The organism is Amycolatopsis sp. Poz14 (assembly GCF_006704225.1).
GTDB classification, from domain to species: domain Bacteria; phylum Actinomycetota; class Actinomycetes; order Mycobacteriales; family Pseudonocardiaceae; genus Amycolatopsis; species Amycolatopsis nivea.
Window position 1 is genome coordinate 597,017 of record NZ_JACLHD010000001.1, and the last position, 20,241, is coordinate 617,257.

The following is a 20,241-nucleotide window of genomic DNA, read 5'->3' on the forward strand; positions in this document are numbered from 1 at the left end:
GTTCTGACCAGGAATTCCAGGACGGATTTGGTAGAATTGAATTGAGCAGCAAAGCAGCAAAGCAGCAAAGCAGCAAAGCAGCAAAGCAGCAAAGCAGCAAAGCAGGTGGCGGACCTTCGACCCGGTCGTCGTGCTCGGGGTCGTGCGCACCTGGACTTCGGCGATCAAGCTGCTCGAGGTCTGCCGTCTGTTTCAGGATGACCAGCGGATTCGCTTCACGTTCACGGTCGACCGCGGGTCTCGGTTCAGCGCGGGCGTCGAGGAGTTGCTGGCCCGCGCGGAAGCGCATTGCACGCCGTGGGAAAACGTTCCGAAGCTCAATTACGCACTCGCGATCACGGCTAGCGAAAACATCGATTTCGACCACGTCTCCGGACCGGTTCTCGTTCTTCCGCACGGCGTCGGATTCCACAAGTACGTTCCCGACTCCGGCTCGGCAGGCACCCGGCTTTCCGGGCTGATCCCGTCCGCCGCGCTGCGGTCCGGGCGGGTGTTGATGGCGGTGTCGCATCCGAGCCAGCAGAAACAGTTGCGCGACGCCGACCCGCTGACCGACGGCAGGACCGTGCTCGTCGGCGATCCGCAGTTCGAGCAGCTTCTCCGGAGCGAACCGCACCGCGAGCACTACCGCGCCGCGCTCGGCGTGGCTGATCGCACATTCGTGCTGGTCAGCTCTACCTGGGGGAAGACCTCGTTGATCGGCCGCCGTCCTCGGCTCCCGGCCGAACTGCTGGCGTCACTGGACTATGACTCCGCGGCCGTCGGTCTCGTGCTCCATCCCAACGTCTGGTCGCGCTACCGGCCGTTCCAGATCCGGTCCTGGTTCGCCGCGGCCCAGGACGCCGGGCTGCTCCTCCTCCCACCGGAACGCGGGTGGCAGGCCGCCATCGTCGCCGCGGATGTCGTTGTCGGGGACCACGGATCGGTCTCTTTGCTGGCCGCCGCGACGGGACGGCCGTTGCTGCTTGGCACGTTCGGCAGCGAGGTCGTGCCCGGCACCAGCGCCGAACTGCTCGGTCGGCACGCGTCCCGGCTCACCTGGGACCGGCCGTTGCGTGACCAAATCGACGAGGCAGAAACCCAGCCGTGGCAGCAGGATCTCGCTGAGCGCACCTTTGCGAACCCGCACGGAGCAACCGCGGAACTGCACGCTCTCGTACTCCGTCTGACGGAGCTCGAACCCCGTCCGCTCGAACTCCTTCGCGCACCGGACCCGGAACCGAATCCCATCACTCCGCTCGCCTTCACCGCGTACCCGGAGTTCACCGGCCCGGATTCCCTTACCTTGCATCGGTTTCCCCGCTCGGTAGAAGAATGGCGACCCGACGTCGAGCGGGCCTCAACCAGACTGAGACACGTAGTCGCCGACGAAAGCGACGACAACCTCGGGCGGATCGGCAACGCCACCGTGCTCACCAGAACCGCACTGCGTCCTGCACCAGAAGACTGGTGTGCCAACGCATTGCGGCTCCATCCTGCCTGCACGCTGGCCGCGGCCGCCGTCCCGGACGGATGTGTCGCGCGCACAAGAGCCGGCGAGATGTTCACCGTCACCGGCTCAGCTGACCTCGCCGCGCTGGCTTCGACGCTGCACGCGTGTCTGGCGACCAGTCGAGAAGGCGGCCGTCCGTTGTCCCTACGACTCGGCTCCGTCGAGACCACCGTCGTTTTCTGACGCCAGCTTCTCCGCCCGCGGGCTGCCCAGTTCTCGATACAGCTGAATCGCCCGATCCAGGTGACTGCGCGCCTCCACCGGATTCTCCACGACCAGCGCACCGTGCAGCGCCTCCCGAGCCTGGGCCTCGTAGAAAGTCGCCCCGCTCGTTTGGAAAGCCTCCGCCGCCGCGGTCAACGCGTCAACGCCGCCCGGCAGCCCAGTGCGTACGCGCACCTGACCGGTGATCAGCAAGGCGCGCGCAGCCGAGCGACTGTCGCCAAGCTCGCCGAACGCGCGATGCGCTGTTTCCAACTCACGCAGGCCCTCCGCATCGCCGAGCGACTGGCCGAGAAACATCCGGCTCAGCGCCTCTCCCCGCGCCTCCCCAGCCGCCTCGTTCAACTCGATCGACTCGCGGTACCTCTGCTGCGCCAGCTCCGGTTGATCGGTCAAATCGTGGTATCGACCGGCGAACTCTCGCACCGAGGCCCGCAACACGAGGTGCCCGTCCTGATCCGCCAGCTCGATCGAACGTCGCACGAAGTCCCCGGCTTGCTCGAACTGCTCGAGATCCGTCAGCGGACGCGACGCCAGACTCCGCAACCGCGCCTCCGCCGCGCGATTACCGGCCTCTTCCGCGGCTTTAATGCCGTGCCGGAGACTGCTGAGCGAATCGGCCTGCCGCTTGCGATCGAAGTAGTAGGCCGCGAGCGACTCGGCGATCTGCCAAATCTCGTCGACCAGGCCGATCTTCTCGGCCACCGGCAGCAATTCGTGCAGCGCGCGCCGGTTCTCCTCGAACCAGGCCAGTCCGTTGGCCCGGCGATCGCCGCTGAAGGGGTCCGCGATCTCCGGCGCGTCCGCGACCCGGTACCGCTCCACGCCGATCATCGCCGCGTCCGCGTAGTAGGCGGCGTTGCGGAACCCGCGCACCACCCGGGCGAGCGCCTCGTGCGTTTCCTCGTCGTCCAGTCCCGAAAGGGATGCCGCGTGGTCATGGACGAGCGGATGCATGGAGTACCGGCCGTGCTCTTCCTGGAGCACCTTCAGCAGGACCAACTCGGCGAGAATGTCCCTCGACGTGGCCTCGTCCAGCCCGATCAGCAGATCGAAGACCGGCGGGGTGAAGTCGATCGCCGGGTACGCGCCGAGCAACCGGTATGCGCGCTGGGCAGGTTCGGTCGCTTCCTGGTACGTCGCTTCGAACACCGGGTTCCCCTTGTTCGGCCCGCGGTCGGATCGCATCAACTCGGCGCGTGAACGCCGAAGCCGGGCAGCCAGCTCCGGCAACGAAGGACACCGCCCGACCACGACGAGCGTCGCGGCGTTCCGGAGGGCCAACGGCAATCCGCCGCAGTAGCCGAGGATCTCGGCTACCACCGGATCGTCTGGGTCCGCGTCCAGTCCGCTCAGCTCGCGAAACAACTCAGCAGCCTGCTCGTCGTCGAGCGGCTCGACGGGGATCGTCTCGCCGCCGACCTCGCGGACCTCAAGCCGCGACTCCACGCGGCCCGCGACGAGCACCAGCCAATCCCGTCCGCCAGGCATCAACTGCAGAAACTGCTCGGATTCCGTGACATTCTCCAGCAACAGCACGGCAGCCGCCCCGGACGACCGCCTTCGCCACAGACTCGCCAACCCAGGTTCGGCGGGCATCACTTCGTCGCGAACCCCGTCGCGACGCAATAACGAACGCAGCGCCGCGGAAATCACCGACTCGCCGTCGACCGTGTGCGTCGCGTAATCCGTGTAATAGGCCCCGCCGGGATAGCGGTCTTTTACTTGCTCAGCGACATACCGGGCCAACGCGCGCCGACCGACCCCAGTCAATCCGTCGAACACGACGAGCGGTACACGCTGATCGGCAAGACAGGCCTCGATTTGTTCGTTTCGCCCGACCAATCGCCGCAGCGCTCGTGGCGTTTCGTGCGGCACCACCCGTTCGGGTCCGGGCAGCTGCTGGTTGACCGTGCCGATGTACTGCGCCTGCACGAGAGAACTGCCGCCGTCGACCGATCTGACTTCGTTGTGCACTAGTCCGCCCCTCACCCCGAGTCACCGCAAGCTTACCGATTCACCGGGGCGCGAGCATCAACATCGAGCCGTCTTCCCAGTACAAACAGGCAGGCGAAGGACTCCACTGCGCAGTCCCCTGCCACACCACCACCGGTGCGGCTTCCCCCATCTCGACCAACGCGACCCGCGCCGCCCCGCGCACCACGGCTATCTCGCCGCTTCGCCCCTTCAACATCGAAGCCGCTTCGAACGCCTGTCCGCGCGCTGGCCCACTGGGCACCGCCACCGGTTTCCGGCGGCGCTTGGGAACTGTCACGAACTCCCAAAGCACCATGAATGGCCAGGCGATATTGGCGAGAATTTCGAGGACCGCCTCCGCGACACACCCCAGCGACCGATCAGCCCGCTTCCGCCGATCACGCCCCGCCTTGACCCGGCCGAGCACCACGACGTGGACGGGCTCCCGCCAGGCGCCCTCGAAGTACTGCCCGACCCGGGACCCCAAATCCTGGCCCATCAGTCACCCGTCCGATTCGGTTATGCCGCCTTGGAACCGTACAGACTCAGCCTGCGAGGCGAGGGGAAGAAAAGGGAAAAGACCATGATCAAGTTGACGGAGTTGAGGAGCGCCGCGACGACCGGGATGCTCAGGTAGAGCACGATGGGCGCGGTGAAGTGCAGCTGTCCCACTCCGGAGTAGCCGCCGGACGTCGTCACGATAATGACGTACCAGAAAACGAATCCGATGGCTGCCAGCCATCCGGGAATTGCCGTCCCCAGCTGAACTCCCAGGACGGTGTACTCCTTGCGGTACCGAAGTTGCCCCGCCGCGAAATAGGTACGCGACACCATCAGGCCGACCCCGGAAAGCATCAGGCAACACCCCGCGATGATCCCCAGGACAACCGTCAGCGGAGTTGTCACGTCGTAGGACGTGGGCAGGCGGTAGCCGAACACGGGCACCGCGACAACCATGAGCAAGCCGATCCCGGCACTCGCGGAACCCCAGCGGATCGTGACACCACGAATCTTCCTGACCAAAGCAGGAGGAAGCCACCGCCCCGACGACGCTCCATACAAATAAGGACCCACCAAGCCCTCCCCAAACCTGAGCACGGTAGCTGTCCGTAATCAAGAACCACCCAACGCTACAACACAACAACCCCGAAACCCGAACTCCGCCCTCACCCCAAGCACACACAAAATGTGCCCTGGCCCACACCCCAACCCAACCAACCAGCCCACCCAACCGGCCCCCGCCGAAACCGGCCATGCCCGCCAACCGCACCAAAGGCACCGCGGGGGTCCGGGGGCTCGGCCCCCGGGCAAAGGAACGACCGACAACGGAAAAGGCCCCCAGTCGCGCAAGCGGCTGGGGGCCTGACCATGGTGGGCGAGGAGGGAGTTGAACCCTCACGTCCTTTCGGACACACGGACCTGAACCGTGCGCGTCTGCCATTCCGCCACTCGCCCGAGTTGCTTCCTTGAGGCAGCCAGCAAAGCTTAGCAGGGCCTTCTGACGGGTTTCACCGGGGGCATGCCCAACCCTTCCTCCCCCGGATAGGATCGATGCGGAAGCACACGTGTGAGGAGGTTGTCCCCGGTGGGTCGCGTTGAGCGCTTTGACAGGCGACTCGAGAACCTGGTGGGGAATACTTTCGCGCGCATGTTCGGCGGCAACGTCGTCACGCAGGAAGTGGCGGTTGCGCTCGAGAGGGAAGGCGAGGAGAACGTTCGTGAGCTGGCAGGCGGTCGGCAGCTCGCCCCGAATCACTACATCGTGTCGTTGGGGGCGGCTGACCACGATCGCATGGCCGGCGATGAGCAGCGGGTCACCGGGGTTCTCGCGAGGGCGGTGGCGGAACACCTCGCCGCGCAGGGCTGGGACACCTATGGTGACGTCGTCGTATCACTCGAGCGCAACGAGGCGCTGCATACTGGACAGTTCAAGACCCGTTCGTCCGTCGATCCCGACGCCCGCGACACTGCGGGAGAAGGGCCGTCACGGTCGGCACGACCCAGCAACGCAGGAGACCCACCAATGAGCCAGCCCCCCGGCTACGGCCAATACGACCAGGGTGACCCGTACGGCCAGCAGGGCCAGTACGGCTACGGACAGCAGGGTGGCCAGCAGCCCGGGTACGACCAGGGTTACGGCGGCCAGCCTCCCGCGCAGGGCTACGACCAGGGCTACGGCGGCCAGCCCCCCGCGCAGGGCTACGACCAGTACGGCGGACAGGCTCCGCAGCCCGGGTACGACCAGGGCTACGGCGGGCAGCCGCCCGCGCAGGGCTACGACCAGGGTTACGGCCAGCAGGGCGGCTACGACCAGGGTTACGGCGGCCAGGCTCCGCAGGGCGGGTACGACCAGGGTTACGGGCAGCCGCAGCAGGGCTATGACCAGGGTTACGGCCAGGCCCCGCAGGCCGGCTACGACCAGGGTTACGGCCAGCAGGGCGGGTACGACCAGTACGGCGGCCAGCCGCAGGCGGCTTACGGGCAGGACCCGTACGCGCAGCAGGGCGCCCCGGCCGCGGGCAGGCAGCTTCAGGCGAGCCTCCAGCTGGACGACGGCTCCAACCGCACCTACTCGCTGAAGCAGGGCGGCAACGTCGTCGGCCGCGGGCAGGACGCGGACTTCCGGCTTCCGGACACCGGCGTTTCGCGGCGGCACCTGGAGATCACCTGGGACGGGCAGAGCGCGACGCTCGCCGACATCGGGTCGACCAACGGGACCACGGTCAACGGCACTCCGGTGCAGACGTGGCAGCTGGCGGACGGCGACGTGATCCGGGTGGGTCATTCGTCTCTGGTGTTCCGAACCCAGGGCTGATCGCAGACCGTCCACGGGGTTCCCGCAGAATTGTCATGCGGGGGGAACCGCGGTGCGCGTGGCGCCGCGGCTTGCAGGCACAGGCGGGAGCGGACACAACAAGTGCCAGAGCTGGTCGTTCAACTCACCAGAGTGGGCTTTCTCGTGCTGCTCTGGCTCTTTGTGTTCGCCGCGCTCCGAGTCGTGCGCTCGGACCTCTACGCCGCGTCGGGCCTTCGGGTCCAGGTGCCGTCCTTCCGCCGCAACAAAGAGAAGAAGCCGCGGGGCAGCAAGGCCCCGCAGCAGTTGCTCGTGACGCACGGGGCCCTCGCGGGCACCCGCATCGCGCTCGACGGGCGGCCGATCCTGATCGGCCGGGCCGACGACTCGACGCTGGTGCTCGACGACGACTACGCATCGACCCGGCACGCCCGGATCGCGCTGCGCGGGGAGGACTGGTACGTGGAAGATCTGGGCTCGACGAACGGGACCTACCTCGACCGGGCTAAGGTCACTGCACCCCTCCGGGTCCCGCTCGGAGTCCCCATCCGGATCGGCAAGACGGTGATCGAGCTTCGCCCATGACTCTCGTCCTCCGCTACGCGGCCCGCAGCGACCGGGGCCTGGTGCGTTCCAACAACCAGGACTCCGTGTACGCCGGCCCGCGTCTCCTCGCGCTCGCCGACGGCATGGGCGGGCACGCCGCAGGTGAGGTGGCCAGCAAGGTCGTCATCGCCTCGCTCGCCCCGCTCGACGACGACGAGCCGGGCGACGACCTGCTCGCCCAGCTTCGCGAAGCCGTCCAGAACGGCAACGCGGCGATCGCCGAACTGGTCTCCCAGGACCCCGACCTGGACGGCATGGGCACCACGCTCACCGCCGTCCTGTTCGCGGGAAGCAGACTTGGTCTGGTCCACGTCGGCGACTCGCGCGCGTATCTGATGCGCGGCGGCCAGTTCGCCCAGATCACCCGCGACGACAGTTTCGTCAACGAACTGCTCGAACAGGGCCGCATCACGCCGGAAGAGGCCGCGGTGCACCCGCAGCGGTCGCTGCTGCTCAAGGCGCTCACCGGACACGAGGTCGAGCCGAGCCTGACCGTGCGCGAGGCGCGTCCCGGTGACCGGTACCTGATTTGCTCCGACGGTTTGTCCGGAATGGTCAGCGACGAAACGCTCGCCGAGGCCGTGCAGATCCCGGACCCGCAGGACTGCGCCGACCGGATGATCGAGCTGGCGCTCAAGGGCGGCGGCACGGACAACGTGACCGTCATCATCGCCGACGTGGTCGACGTCGATTTCGGCGACGACGCCCCGATCGTGGGCGGCGCGGCTGGCGACGGCAGCGACGAGATGCATCAGGGCGATTCCCCGGCGGCGAGGGCGCGCGCGCTGACCCAGCCGCCGCCGCAGCCGCGACCGGAGCAGCAGCCCCCGCCGGAAGACCCGAAAGCGAAACGGCGGAAACGGTTCCGCTGGCTCGTGGGGGCGGTCGTGGTGCTGATCGTGCTGGGCGCCGCCGCGATCGCGACTCGATACTTCGTGCTCAGCCAGTACTACGTCGGAGAAGGCCCCGATCAGGAGGTCGTGATCTACCGCGGCGTCCCGGGCAGCATCCTCGGCATCGACCTGCACTCGCTCGAGCAGGGCTCGTGCCCGCCGGGCCAGCTGTGCACCGACAAGCTCCGCGTCTCCGCGTTGCAGGAGGACGCGCGCATTGCCGTGCAGAACGGTGTGAAGCGCGAAAGCCTCGACGACGCGCGCAAGTACATCGACGATTTCCTGCGTCTCAAGAAGAAGCTGTCGGACTGCAAGCCGGCCAATCCTCCGGGCACCCCGCAGTCGGGCGCGCCCTCGTCCAGCGTGGCGCCTCCCGGGGGCACGCCTTCGTCGGCGAACCAGCCTGCGGGGAGGGACTGCTCGACGGCGGGTACGCCGCCGACGGGGGGCGGTAACTGATGGGCCAGCCGCTGGCCGACCCGACGTCCGCCCAGTTCGCCACGAATCCGCCGCGAGACCTCCCCAAACGCAGGGGCACGGAGCTCGCGTTGCTGGCGTTCGCGGCGGGCATCGTCACGCTCGCGCTGGTCATCGTCGAGGCCAACCAGGAGCAGGAGCTGACGCTCTCGATCCTGTGGGTGGGACTCGCTTACCTCGGCGTGCTCGCCACGACGCACCTCGCCGTGCGCCGGTGGGCCCCGTACGCCGATCCGGTGCTGCTGCCGTGCGTCGCGCTGCTCAACGGGATCGGGCTGGTGATGATTCACCGGCTCGATCTGGCGAAGGCCGAATCGTTCATGCAGCGCGGCAAGGAGTACTCGCCGGAGATCACCAAGCAGCTGCTGTTCACCGCGGTTTCGCTGGTGCTGTTCGTGATCGTGCTCGTGGTGGTCAACGACCACCGCACGCTGACCCGCTACAGCTACATCGCCGGGCTGGTCGGGCTCGGCGCGCTCGCGCTGCCCGCGGTGCTGCCTGCCAGCCTGTCCGAGGCGGGCGGCGCGAAGGTGTGGCTGAAGCTGCCGTTCTTCTCGATCCAGCCGGGCGAGTTCGCGAAGATCCTGCTGATGATCTTCTTCGCGTCGTTCCTGGTGTCCAAACGCGATTTGTTCATGGTGGCGGGCAAGAAGTTCCTCGGCGTGGAGCTGCCGCGCGCCCGTGACCTCGGCCCGATCCTGATCGCCGCCGCCGTCGCGATCGGCGTGCTGGTGTTCGAGAAGGACCTCGGCACGTCGCTGCTGTATTTCAGCATCATCCTGGTGATGCTCTACGTCGCGACCGAGCGCGCGATCTGGGTCGTCGTCGGGCTGACGTTCTTCATCGGCGGCTGCGTCATCGCCTACAACCTGTTCGGCCACGTGCAGCAGCGGGTCGAGAACTGGACCGACCCGCTCGGCCCGCGCTACGACGTGCTCGGCGGCAGTTACCAGCTCGCGCAGGCGTTGTTCGGGCTCGGCACCGGCGGCGTCGGCGGCACCGGGCTCGGCGCCGGCCGTCCGGACATCCCGCCCGCCGCGAGCACCGACTTCATCACCGCCGCGATCGGCGAGGAGCTCGGCTTCATCGGCCTGGCCGCGGTGCTGATGCTGTACATGCTGCTGGCGATGCGCGGCATGCGCAGCGCGCTGGCGGTGCGCGACACGTTCGGCAAACTGCTCGGCGGCGGGCTCGCCTTCACCATCGTGATCCAGATCTTCGTGGTCGTCGGCGGCGTCACCGCGCTCATCCCGGAAACCGGCGTCACCGCGCCGTTCCTGTCCTACGGCGGCTCTTCGCTGCTGGCGAACTACATCCTGGTCGCCCTGATGCTGCGCATTTCGGACGCGGCGCGCAGGCCGGCCTCCCGGCCGAAGCCGCAGCAGCCGCAGGCTCCGATCGCCGAGGCGCACACCGTCATGGTGCGGCGTCCGCCCGCCGAAGGCGACCCGAACGGGAGGACCGCGTGAACGCCCCCCTGCGCAAGGTCGGCATCGCGATGCTCGCGATGATCGTGCTGCTGCTGGCCAACATCACCTACGTCCAGGTCATCAAGGCCGACACGTACCGCACCGATCCGCGCAACCAGCGCGTGCTCTACGACGAGTACTCCCGGCAGCGTGGGCAGATCGTCACGCCGGACGGCACCGTGCTCGCCGGCGTGAAGCCCTCGACCGACAAGTTCAAGTTCTTCCGCACCTACGCCGACGGACCGATGTACGCCCCGGTCACCGGGTACTACTCGATCAACTACGGCGCGGGCGGGCTCGAGCGTGCCGAGGACGACGTGCTGAACGGGTCCGACCCGCGGCTGTTCGTGCGCAGGCTGTCGGACATGGTCACCGGCCGCGATCCGCGCGGCGGCAACGTGAAGCTCACCATCGACCCGAAGGTGCAGAAGGCCGCCTACGACCTGATGACGCAGCGCGGCTACACCGGCGCGGTGGTCGCGATGGAGCCGAAGACCGGCCGCATCCTGGCGATGGTCTCGACCCCGTCGTACGACCCGAACCAGCTCGCGACGCACGGCACCGACCAGAACAAGGCGTGGGACGCCTACTCCAAGGACAAGAACAACCCGATGCTGAACCGGGCGATCTCGGAGAACTACCCGCCGGGGTCGACGTTCAAGATCGTCACCGCGACCGCGGCGCTGGAGAGCGGGATCGGCCCGGACACCCAGATCAGCACCGCGCCGAACGTGCAGCTGCCGGGCACGAACACGACGCTGGAGAACTACGGCGGCGAAACCTGCCCCGGCAACACGTTCAAGGACGCGCTGGCGCACTCGTGCAACGTCCCGTTCGCGACGTTCGCCGGCCAGCTCGGCGCGGACAAGATGAAGGCGGCCGCGACCAACTTCGGCATCGGGCAGAACGACCTGACCGTGCCGATGCGGGTCGTCGGCTCGACCGTCGGCGCGCTCGACTCGCCGGGCGCGCTCTACCAGAGCGGCATCGGCCAGCGCGACGTCCGGCTCACCCCGCTGCAGGACTGCCTGCTCTCGGCGACCGTCGCGAACAACGGCTACGCGATGAAGCCACAGCTGATCGAGTCGATCCTGGCCCCGGACCTGTCGACGGTCGAGAACGTCGACCCGGAGCAGCTCACCGGCAAGCCCGCGCTGTCGCCGGAGAACGACAAGATCCTCACCGACATGATGATCGCGTCGGAGTCCTTCACCAAGGGCGGCGGCAAGAACGACGCGCTGAAGATCGCGTCGAAGACCGGTACCGCCGAGCACGGCGCCGACTCGAAGAACACCCCGCCGCACGCGTGGTACACCGCGTTCGCGCCGTCGGACAACCCGCAGATCGCCGTGTCGGTCATCGTCGAGAACGGCGGCAACCGCGGTCTCGCCGCGACCGGCGGCTCGGTGGCCGCCGAGATCGGCCGCGCCGCCATCGCCGCCCGGCTCGGGGGTGGATAGCCGATGCTGTCCTCGGGTCAGCTGCTGGCCGAGCGCTACAAGCTGACGAACCGGATCGCCGTCGGCGGGATGGGCGAGGTCTGGCAGGCGAGCGACACCCGGCTCGACCGGATCGTCGCGGTGAAGGTGCTGAAGGCCGAACTGTCCGGCGACGCCGAATTCCTGCACCGCTTCCGGACCGAGGCGCGGATGACCGCCTCGCTCAACCACGCCGGGATCGCCGCGGTGCACGACTACGGCGAGACGGTCAACGAGGACCTGTCCATCGCGTACCTGGTGATGGAGTACGTGGAGGGCGATCCGCTGGCGGGCATCCTCGCCAAGCACGGCAGGCTCACCGCGGACTACACGCTCGACCTGCTCGAGCAGGCGGGCACCGCGCTGCAGGCCGCGCACGAACAGGGCCTGGTGCACCGCGACGTGAAGCCGGGCAACATCCTGGTCACCCCCGCGGGCAAGGTGAAGATCACCGACTTCGGCGTGGCCAAGGCCGCCGACGCGGCCCCGGTCACCCGGTCCGGCATGGTCATGGGCACCGCGCACTACATCGCGCCGGAGCAGGCGCTCGGCCAGGACGCGGAACCGGCCAGCGACGTCTATTCGCTCGCGGTGTGCGGGTACGAATGCCTCGCCGGGCACCGGCCGTTCCTGTCCGAGAACGCGGTGACGGTCGCGATGATGCACATCCGCGACGTCCCGCCGCCGCTGCCGCCGGACGTCCCGCCGGGCGCGCGGGCGGTGATCGAGGCGACGCTCGTGAAGGACCCCCGGCAGCGCTACGCCAGCGGCGGCGAGTTCGCGGGCGCGATCGCCGCGGTCCGCGCCGGCCGCCCGCTGCCCACCCCGCTCGGCCTGGTCAACGCCGCCTACGCGGCAGGTCAGGCACCGCCCGTGCCACCGGTTCCGCCCGCAGTGCCGCAGGCGGCCGGTGCCCCGGTCGGACCCAGTTCCAACCCGGCGTTCCGGCCGCTGTCGGCTCCGCCGGGCCCGCCCGGTCCGCCGGTCCCGCCGCCGAAACGGAACCAGTGGGGCTGGTGGGTGCTGCTCGCGGTGGTCATCGTCGTGGTCCTGGTGGCCGTGGCGTTCTTGATCGCGAGAGTGGTGTCCTCCGGCAACGGAGGACCGCCGCGAAGCGTGGACAGCGGGAGCGGACCGACCTCAGCCACCCCGGCCGGTACGAGCGAGGCCCAGGGCCTGCAAGGCATGATGACCACACCTTGGACGGAATGGAACGGCACGAAGCGATGACGACACCCAGACTGCTCTCCAATCGGTACGAGCTGGGCGACACGCTCGGGTACGGCGGTATGTCCGAGGTCCACCACGGGCACGACGTGCGGCTGGGCCGGGAAGTCGCGATCAAGGTCCTGCGCGCGGACCTCGCCCGCGATCCGCAGTTCCAGGAGCGGTTCCGGCGCGAGGCGCAGAACGCGGCCGCGCTGAACCATCCCGCGATCGTCGCCGTGTACGACACCGGCGAGGCGAACACCGACGTCGGTCCGCTGCCGTACATCGTGATGGAGTACGTCGAAGGCCGGACGCTGCGGGACATCGTCAAGACCGAGGGCCCGCTGTCGCAGAAGCGCGCGATGGAGGTCATGGCCGACGTCTGCGCCGCGCTCGACTTCTCGCACCGGCACGGCATCGTGCACCGCGACGTGAAGCCGGCGAACGTGATGATCACGAAGAACGGCGCCGTCAAGGTGATGGACTTCGGCATCGCGCGCGCCATGCACGACGGCCAGTCGGCGATGACGCAGACCGCGGCCGTCATCGGCACCGCCCAGTACCTCTCGCCGGAGCAGGCGCGCGGCGAGTCGGTGGACGCCCGGTCGGACGTCTACGCGGCGGGCTGCGTGCTGTACGAACTGATCACCGGCGAGCCGCCGTTCACCGGCGATTCCCCGGTCGCGGTGGCGTACCAGCACGTGCGGGAGGACCCGAACCCGCCGTCGTCGGTGAACCCGGCCGTGTCGCCGGAGCTGGACGCGGTCGTGCTGAAGGCGCTGGCCAAGGGCCCGGCGAACCGGTACCAGTCGGCCGCCGAAATGCGGTCGGACCTGGTCCGGACGCTGTCCGGGCAGCGTCCGTCGGCCCCGATGGTGATGTCGGACGACGAGCGCACCCAGGTGATGAACGCCGACCGCCGCCAGCCAGTGGCCTACGACGACTACGCCGACGAGCCGGACGAGGACCCGCGCGCCAAGCGCCGCCGCCGGATCATCTTCGGAGTGATCGCCGCGCTGCTCGTGGCGGGTGTGGTGCTGTTGATCTTCTGGCTGAGCGGGTCGTTCCGCGACAAGAACGAGACCGCGCAGATCCCGCCGGTGGTCAACCAGCAGGTCACCCAAGCGAAGGCGGCACTGCAGCAGGCGGGCTTCTCGTCGTTCGCGCCGAACAAGAACGTGGTGTGCGGTCCGGAAGCGAGCAACCCCGGCGGGCAGACCTGCACCGAGGACCAGATCGGCAAGGTCATCGCGATCGACCCGGAGGTCGGCAAGACGGTGCCGACCACGTCCACGATCACGCTGACCGTCGGGCAGAAGCCGGGCAACACCACCGTGCCGGACCTGCACGGCAAGTCGGCGGAAGACGCGAAGACGGCGCTCGAACAGGCCAAGCTGAAGCTCGGCAACACGACCTCGCAGCCCGTCGACACCCCGGACGACGTCGGCAAGGTCGTGTCGCAGAACCCGACCGCGAACTCCTCGGCCACCGAAGGCACGCCGGTGGACATCGTCGTCGGGTCCGGCGTCAACCAGAAGGAAGTGCCGAACACGGTCGGCAAGGACTACGCGACGGCGAAGCAGATCCTGCAGAACGCCGGTTTCAAGGCCCAGCGGGTCGACCAGGCCTCGGACCAGCCGAAGGACCAGGTCATCGACCAGCAGCCGAACGGCGGCAACCTGCCCCCGAACAGCACGGTGAAGCTGACCGTGTCGTCCGGTCCGCAGCAGATCCAGATGCCGGACCTGACCGGGATGACCTCGGACCAGGCGACGCAGAAGCTGCAGAGCCTTGGCTGGTCGGGCAGCATCCAAACGCAGTCGACCTCGTCCGGCAGCGGCAAGGCCAACACCGTGGTGAAGCAGAACCCGCAGGCAGGCAGCCAGATCAGCCCGACCCAGCCGATCATGCTGACGATCAAGGAGGACGACGGCAGCGGCGGCTCGCCGACGTCGAGCTCCGGCGGGATCTTCCCGCCGGGCGGGATCCGCAACAACAACGGCGGCTGACTCGCTCGCAGCGCATAAGGAGGGCCCGCACGGTGCGCACCGTGCGGGCCCTTTTTTCGCGCCGGCCGATCAGTCTTGGTCGAGGAAATTCCGCACGCTGGCGAGCACCTCGTCGACGTCGTGCCCGCCGCCGCAGTCGACGTCCAGCTCTTCGACGGCCCCGGAGCGCTTCACGGTGAGCGACACGCGCCGTCCGTCGCGCTGCCGGTGCAGCCAGCCGAAAAGCGACCGGCAGAAGGTGCCCGCCGACCGGCTGCTCACCATCACGACCACGCCGCTGCCCGGCCCGGCGAGCCGCACCCGCCCGGCCAGTTCGTCCTCGGCGCCGAGCCAGGAAACGAGGTGCCGCACCTCGTCCGCTGAGCCGTCCACGGTGATCGCGGCGATCCCTGCCGTCACGGATGCTCCCCTCCCGGGCCCAACAGACGGCGCGAGGGTAACCGACTCGCAGCCCGACCCGGAACCCCCAAATCGGCATTTGCCGAATGCAATTTGCAGAAAGGTCAGGATCGGCGGGTAGAGACCGTGCCCACCACCGTCATGCTCGCCGCCAGCAGCACCACCGACGTGCCTATCGCCAAACCGAGCGGGCCGCCGTACGGGGAGCCGTTCATCAGCGCTTGCAGCAGCGGATGCACCAGCGGAACCCACTTTCCCAGCAGCACCACGCCCAGCACGAGAACCGCGGCGAGCACAGTCCAGCCGATGCGCGACACAAGCAGCCGCGAGCACGGCAGGCCGATCGCGATGCCGACCAGAGCGCACGCGAGATGGGTCGCCAGCCCGGCACCGATGATCTGTGCCTGCAACTGATTCCGATGCGTCGCCGCCCAGCCGACGGTCACCAGCGTGCACACCAAGGTGCAGCCGAACACCGTCAGCACCGCGCCGCCGATGGTTTTGCGATTGCCGCCGGCGTGGTTGAGCGTGATCAGTCGCTGCACCGGATCCTCGATGTCCAGCAACGCGATCGTGAGCCAACAGCCGAGTACGAGAATCCCCGCGCCGCTCACGCCAAACAGCGGAAGCACTGGCGAACTCGGGTCTGCGTAAAGGATTGAGCACAACGCGAGGTACGCGAGCCCGGCTGGCAAATAGCGTTGCGAATGGCCGAGCAGCGCCAGGTAATAGCGGCTCACTGCGAGCACGGCGCCACCTCCCGCACCGACCAGCCGCCGGACAACGCGCGCAGCAGCACGGCGTCGGCGTGTTCGGCGTCGACCGTCAGGACCACGCCGCCTGCTTGGTCGGCGACCGCGTGCACGCCTGGTTCGGCGGACCAGTTGTCGACGCTCGACGACACCGGCAGCAGCGTGATCCGCTTCCGCTCCGGATGCGTTTCCAGCGGCGCGACCCGGCCGGACGCGAGCCGGTACACCTCGTCCGCGTGTTCGCGCACGACGTCCGGCCGGTGGTCGGTGAACACGACGCTCGCGCCGCGTGCGCGGGTTTCCGCGACCAGTTCGCCGAGCACCGCGTGCGTGCCGACGTCGAGGCCGGACCAGGGTTCGTCGAGGATCAGCAGGTCCGGCCGCACCAGCACGGCTTGGGCGAGGCCGACCTTCTGCGCATTGCCTTTCGACAGCGTGCGCAGCTGCGCGTCCGGACTGCCGACCAGCGCGAGCCGTTTCAGCAGCGGATCGATCCCGGACAGGTCAGTCAGCCCGCGGATCCGCGCCAGATGCCGCAGGTACGCCCGCGCGCTCAGCCGCTGGCCGCCGGGGAACCGGTCGGGCAGGTAGCCGACCGCCGGGCTCCCGGTGATGTCGCCGTACGACGCCCGCGACACCCCGGCGAGGATCCGCAGCAGCGTCGATTTGCCCGATCCGTTAGTGCCGAGGACGCCGACCACCCGTCCGGCGGGCACCTCGAAATCGATGTGCGTCAGGACGGGTTCGCCGCTGCCGTACCGTTTTCCGACTCCGCTGAGCCGGATCAGCGGGGTCGGCGCGGTCACGCAGTCGCGGCCTTCTGCAGGGTGCGGGTGGCCCGCTCCAGGTCGTCGACGACGGTCGGCGCGACCGGGTGGCCCGCCGAGGCCATCCAGTTCGCCAGCATCCGGTGGCCGCATTCGGTGAGCACGGATTCGGGGTGGAACTGCACGCCCTCCAGCGGCAGTTCGCGGTGCCGCATGCCCATCACGATGCCGGTTTCGGTGGTGCCGGTGACCTCGAAAAGGTCCGGATCGATGGTGTCCGGGAGCACGGTGAGCGAGTGGTACCGAGTGGCGGTGAACTCCTCCGGCAGCCCGGCGAGGATGCCGGAGCCGGTGTGCCGCACCTGGCTGGTCTTGCCGTGCAGCAGCTCGTCCGCGCGGTCGACGGTGGCTCCGAAGTGCACACCCAACGCCTGGTGGCCGAGGCAGACGCCCAGCATCGGCGTGCGCGTCTCGGCGCATTTCGCGATCACTTCAATGCTCTGACCTGCGCGTTCCGGCGTTCCGGGACCCGGGGAGACGAGCACCGCGTCGAAGTCCGGCACGCGATCGAGGTCGACGACGTCGTTGCGCCACACCGTGCAGTCGGCGCCGAGCTGCGCCAGGTACTGGACGAGGTTGTAGACGAAGCTGTCGTAGTTGTCGACGACGAGAACGCGCATGCCGCCAGCTTAGCGGCTCCCACCTGCTGGACCGTACGCCAGATCACAGTGATTGTTAGGATCACCTAACTTACCGTGGAGCGGGTGAGCCGAATCCTTCGTGTCGCCGTGGTGGGCGCCGGCCCCGCCGGCATCTACGCCGCCGACCTGCTGGACAAGTCCGACGCGGACGTCGAGATCGACCTGTTCGAGCGCATGCCCGCGCCGTTCGGGCTGATCCGCTACGGCGTCGCGCCCGACCACCCGCGCATCAAGGGCATCGTCAACGCCCTGCACAAGGTGCTGGACCGGCCGAACATCCGGCTGCTCGGCAACGTCGACTACGGCACCGACCTGAAGCTGGACGACCTGCGCGAGTTCTACGACGCGGTCATCTTCGCGACCGGCGCGATGGCCGACCGCGCGCTCGACCTCCCCGGCATCGACCTCGACGGCAGCCACGGCGCCGCCGACTTCGTGTCCTGGTACGACGGCCACCCGGACGTGCCGCGCACCTGGCCGCTCACCGCGTCGTCGGTGGCGGTGCTCGGCGTCGGCAACGTCGCGCTGGACGTAGCGCGCGTGCTCGCCAAGACCGCCGACGAACTGCTGCCGACCGACATCCCGGCGAATGTCTACGAGGGCCTCAAGGCCAGCCCGGTCACCGACGTGCACGTGTTCGGCCGCCGCGGTCCGGCGCAGGCGAAGTTCTCGCCGCTGGAGCTGCGCGAACTGGACCATTCGCCGAACGTCGAGGTGATCGTGCACCCCGAGGACATGGAGTTCGACGAGGCCAGCGTCGCCGAACTGCGGTCCTCGAAGCAGACCGACATGGTCGTGAAGACGCTGCAGGAATGGGCGATTCGCGACGAGGGCACCCGCCCGCGCCGGCTGCATCTGCACTTCTTCCACGCGCCGGTCGAGGTGCTCGGCGAGGACGGCAAGGTCGTCGGCCTGCGCACCGAACGCACCGAGTACCGCGACGGCAAGGTCGTCGGCACCGGCGAGTTCCACGACTGGGACGTGCAGGCGGTGTACCGCGCGGTCGGGTACCTGTCGTCGCACCTGCCGGAAATCCCGTTCGACCACACCGCGGGCGTGATCCCGAACCAGGGCGGCCGGGTGCTGGACCTGGACGAGAACCAGGTCCCCGGCGTGTACGTGACCGGCTGGATCAAACGCGGCCCGGTCGGCCTGATCGGCCACACGAAGGGCGACGCGGCCGAGACCGTCGCGAACCTCTTGGCGGACGCGGACACCCTCGCCGCGCCGCGGCATTCGTCCCCGGACGCGATCCTGGAATTCCTTGCCGCGCGCGGGATTTCGTTCACCACCTGGGAAGGCTGGGGCAAACTCGACGCGCACGAGAAGTCGCTCGGCGAGGCCGAGGGACGCGAGCGGGTGAAGGTCGTGGAACGCGACGAGATGGTGCGGGTTTCGCGCGCCTGAGGTCAGTTCAGGTAGACGATCTTCCCGCGGGCGTGCCTGCTTTCGCTCAACTCGTGCGCGGCCGCGGCCTCGCTCAGCGGGAAGGTCGCTGCGACGGGAATCCGCAAGCGGCCTCCCTCGGCGAGCTTTGCTGCTGGGGCAAGTCCGTGTACTGCCAACGGATCCGCACGAGGGAGCGCGGCACCGTGCGAGAAGTGCACGCCGTGCTGTGGCGCGGTGGTGTCGGTGATCGTCACGACCCGCACGGGGTTTCCGGCGATCTCGATCAGGTCCGGCAATGCTCCCCCGGCACAGTCGAAGACCGCGTCGACGCTGCCGACTCGGTCGACCAGCCCCGGACCGTACGTCGTCGCCTCGGCCCCGAGGGAACGCAGGAAATCGTGGTTGCGCGGGCTCGCCGCGCCGATAACGGTGGCCCCGCGCGCGATCGCCAACTGGACCGCGACCGTGCCGACGCCGCCCGCCGCGCCGTTCACCAGGATCTTTCCGCCAGGAAGCTGATCCAACACCCGGGTCGCGGTTTCGATCGCGCCCGCGGCACCGCCCGCCTCAGCCCAGCTCCAGGCGTCCGGTTTGGCAGCCCAATGCACCAAGACGGCGTACTCCGCGTTGGCTCCCCGGTGATTCGCGTCGGTCATGCCGAAGACGTGCTCGCCGGGCGCTATTCCGGTGACCCCGTCGCCCACCTCGTCGACCACGCCAGCAGCGTCGTAGCCCGTCCGGAACGGGAATGTCACCGGCATGGTGTCTTTGCGCGCTCCCGATCGGATGATGGTTTCGCCCGCGGAAAACCCGGACGCGCGCACCGAAATGCGGATCTCCCCCGGCCCGGCGTGCGGTTCGGCGACATCGGCGACGTGCACGACGCTGGGCGGGCCATACTGGGAAAACTGGACGGCTTTCATGTGCCCGAAGGTATTCCAGCAGGTCAGCGATCCAGCCGGAAGTGAGAGAGGTGGCGGCCGAAGTGAGACGGACCGACGCCGCCCACAACCGAGTCCGCATCCTCGCGGCGGCGCGGGTGGCTTTCACGGTCCGCGGATACGGCGTACCGATGCGGGAGATCGCCCGGCAGGCCGAGGTGAGCGTCGCGACGGTTTACCGGCATTTTCCGACCAAAGAAGCGCTGATCGCCGAAGCGTTCGCCGAGGAGCTGGCGCTGTGCTCGTCAATCGTCGAAGAGGGCCTGGCGGCGGCTGATCCGTGGCAGGGTTTCGTCCTGGTGCTGGAGAAGCTGACCGAGGCGCATGCCCGTGACCAGGGCTTCCGCGCGTTCGTCGCCCAACTGCCCCGGCGACTCGACTTCGCCGCCGACCGAGCCCACACCCTGCGGCTGCTGCTCGAACTCATCCACCGAGCGAAGGACACCGGCGAGCTGCGCGCGGATTTCGTGCTGGAAGACCTCGTGCTGGCATTGGTCGCCAACGAGGGGATCCGGGTGGAACCAGCTTCTGCTCGCGTCGCAGCGGTGCGTCGGTTCACGGCGTTGCTGATCCAGTCGTTCCGGGCGCATCCGGATGCCGGACCGCTGCCGCCAGCTGTGCGGGTGCCGCTTAGCCGCGCTTAGCAAGGATGCTCAGCGTGCGGCT

At 68.6% G+C, this 20,241-nt stretch carries 18 protein-coding genes and 1 tRNA gene; 10 read left to right on the top strand and 9 right to left on the bottom strand.

Annotated features, from left to right (window positions below; all coding sequences use genetic code 11):
* The first annotated feature begins 142 nt into the window (after positions 1 to 142).
* Entirely contained in the window at positions 143 to 1,675 is a 1,533-nt protein-coding gene (locus tag FKO37_RS03065) for a hypothetical protein (protein WP_238603678.1), read from the top strand.
* Here FKO37_RS03065 and FKO37_RS03070 read toward each other — a convergent pair.
* The 4 genes from FKO37_RS03070 to FKO37_RS03085 form a co-directional block, all read right to left on the bottom strand.
* Complete coding sequence (locus tag FKO37_RS03070) at positions 1,637 to 3,691, bottom strand: hypothetical protein (RefSeq protein WP_238603679.1); 2,055 nt, start codon at positions 3,689 to 3,691, stop codon at positions 1,637 to 1,639. The genes FKO37_RS03065 and FKO37_RS03070 overlap by 39 nt on opposite strands.
* A 40-nt stretch (positions 3,692 to 3,731) precedes the next feature.
* Positions 3,732 to 4,190, bottom strand: coding sequence for a hypothetical protein (locus FKO37_RS03075; protein WP_037809211.1), 459 nt, complete (start codon positions 4,188 to 4,190; stop codon positions 3,732 to 3,734).
* A gap of 20 nt (positions 4,191 to 4,210) precedes the next feature.
* Positions 4,211 to 4,636 (bottom strand): hypothetical protein, encoded by a 426-nt coding sequence (locus tag FKO37_RS03080; protein ID WP_238603680.1) that lies wholly within the window; start codon positions 4,634 to 4,636, stop codon positions 4,211 to 4,213.
* Between the two features lie 424 nt (positions 4,637 to 5,060).
* A tRNA-Leu gene (locus tag FKO37_RS03085) sits at positions 5,061 to 5,146 on the bottom strand.
* A 130-nt stretch (positions 5,147 to 5,276) separates the two neighbouring features.
* Here FKO37_RS03085 and FKO37_RS03090 point away from each other — a divergent pair.
* The 7 genes from FKO37_RS03090 to pknB all read left to right on the top strand — a co-directional run bounded on the left by FKO37_RS03090 (position 5,277) and on the right by pknB (position 14,626).
* Positions 5,277 to 6,506 (top strand): DUF3662 and FHA domain-containing protein, encoded by a 1,230-nt coding sequence (locus tag FKO37_RS03090; RefSeq protein ID WP_037809472.1) that lies wholly within the window; start codon positions 5,277 to 5,279, stop codon positions 6,504 to 6,506.
* 102 nt (positions 6,507 to 6,608) lie between these two features.
* Positions 6,609 to 7,070: an FHA domain-containing protein gene (locus tag FKO37_RS03095; RefSeq protein ID WP_037718919.1), complete on the top strand. Its 462-nt coding sequence runs from the start codon at positions 6,609 to 6,611 to the stop codon at positions 7,068 to 7,070.
* Entirely contained in the window at positions 7,067 to 8,443 is a 1,377-nt protein-coding gene (locus FKO37_RS03100; protein ID WP_037809208.1) for a PP2C family serine/threonine-protein phosphatase, read from the top strand. The genes FKO37_RS03095 and FKO37_RS03100 overlap by 4 nt, the downstream gene beginning before the upstream one ends.
* Complete coding sequence (locus FKO37_RS03105) at positions 8,443 to 9,930, top strand: FtsW/RodA/SpoVE family cell cycle protein (RefSeq protein WP_134664617.1); 1,488 nt, start codon at positions 8,443 to 8,445, stop codon at positions 9,928 to 9,930. Before FKO37_RS03100 ends, FKO37_RS03105 begins: the two co-directional genes overlap by 1 nt.
* A complete protein-coding gene (locus FKO37_RS03110; RefSeq protein WP_238603681.1) occupies positions 9,927 to 11,390 on the top strand; it encodes a penicillin-binding protein 2 in 1,464 nt (487 codons plus the stop codon). The genes FKO37_RS03105 and FKO37_RS03110 overlap by 4 nt, the downstream gene beginning before the upstream one ends.
* A gap of 3 nt (positions 11,391 to 11,393) precedes the next feature.
* The gene (locus tag FKO37_RS03115) at positions 11,394 to 12,638 is read left to right on the top strand and encodes a serine/threonine-protein kinase (RefSeq protein ID WP_037809201.1); all 1,245 of its coding nucleotides are present in this window, start codon (positions 11,394 to 11,396) and stop codon (positions 12,636 to 12,638) included.
* Positions 12,635 to 14,626 carry a Stk1 family PASTA domain-containing Ser/Thr kinase gene (gene pknB, locus FKO37_RS03120; RefSeq protein ID WP_037809471.1) on the top strand — a complete coding sequence of 664 codons (1,992 nt, stop codon included), beginning with the start codon at positions 12,635 to 12,637 and terminating at the stop codon, positions 14,624 to 14,626. Before FKO37_RS03115 ends, pknB begins: the two co-directional genes overlap by 4 nt.
* Positions 14,627 to 14,695: 69 nt before the next feature.
* Here the strand turns inward: pknB and FKO37_RS03125 are convergent, their stop codons facing one another.
* The 4 genes from FKO37_RS03125 to FKO37_RS03140 form a co-directional block, all read right to left on the bottom strand.
* Positions 14,696 to 15,025 carry a hypothetical protein gene (locus FKO37_RS03125; RefSeq protein WP_037809200.1) on the bottom strand — a complete coding sequence of 110 codons (330 nt, stop codon included), beginning with the start codon at positions 15,023 to 15,025 and terminating at the stop codon, positions 14,696 to 14,698.
* 104 nt (positions 15,026 to 15,129) lie between these two features.
* Positions 15,130 to 15,774, bottom strand: coding sequence for a hypothetical protein (locus FKO37_RS03130; protein WP_134728029.1), 645 nt, complete (start codon positions 15,772 to 15,774; stop codon positions 15,130 to 15,132).
* Complete coding sequence (locus FKO37_RS03135; RefSeq protein ID WP_240014434.1) at positions 15,762 to 16,565, bottom strand: ATP-binding cassette domain-containing protein; 804 nt, start codon at positions 16,563 to 16,565, stop codon at positions 15,762 to 15,764. Before FKO37_RS03135 ends, FKO37_RS03130 begins: the two co-directional genes overlap by 13 nt.
* Before the next feature lie 14 nt (positions 16,566 to 16,579).
* Complete coding sequence (locus FKO37_RS03140; RefSeq protein ID WP_238603683.1) at positions 16,580 to 17,224, bottom strand: aminodeoxychorismate/anthranilate synthase component II; 645 nt, start codon at positions 17,222 to 17,224, stop codon at positions 16,580 to 16,582.
* A 111-nt stretch (positions 17,225 to 17,335) separates the two neighbouring features.
* Here FKO37_RS03140 and FKO37_RS03145 point away from each other — a divergent pair, with 111 nt between their 5' ends.
* Entirely contained in the window at positions 17,336 to 18,652 is a 1,317-nt protein-coding gene (locus FKO37_RS03145) for an FAD-dependent oxidoreductase (RefSeq protein WP_037809190.1), read from the top strand.
* Between the two features lie 2 nt (positions 18,653 to 18,654).
* Here the strand turns inward: FKO37_RS03145 and FKO37_RS03150 are convergent, their stop codons facing one another.
* Positions 18,655 to 19,557: an NADP-dependent oxidoreductase gene (locus tag FKO37_RS03150; RefSeq protein ID WP_238603684.1), complete on the bottom strand. Its 903-nt coding sequence runs from the start codon at positions 19,555 to 19,557 to the stop codon at positions 18,655 to 18,657.
* 62 nt (positions 19,558 to 19,619) lie between these two features.
* Between FKO37_RS03150 and FKO37_RS03155 the strand changes: the two genes are divergently transcribed.
* Positions 19,620 to 20,219 carry a TetR/AcrR family transcriptional regulator gene (locus tag FKO37_RS03155; protein WP_238603685.1) on the top strand — a complete coding sequence of 200 codons (600 nt, stop codon included), beginning with the start codon at positions 19,620 to 19,622 and terminating at the stop codon, positions 20,217 to 20,219.
* Positions 20,220 to 20,241 lie beyond the last annotated feature (22 nt).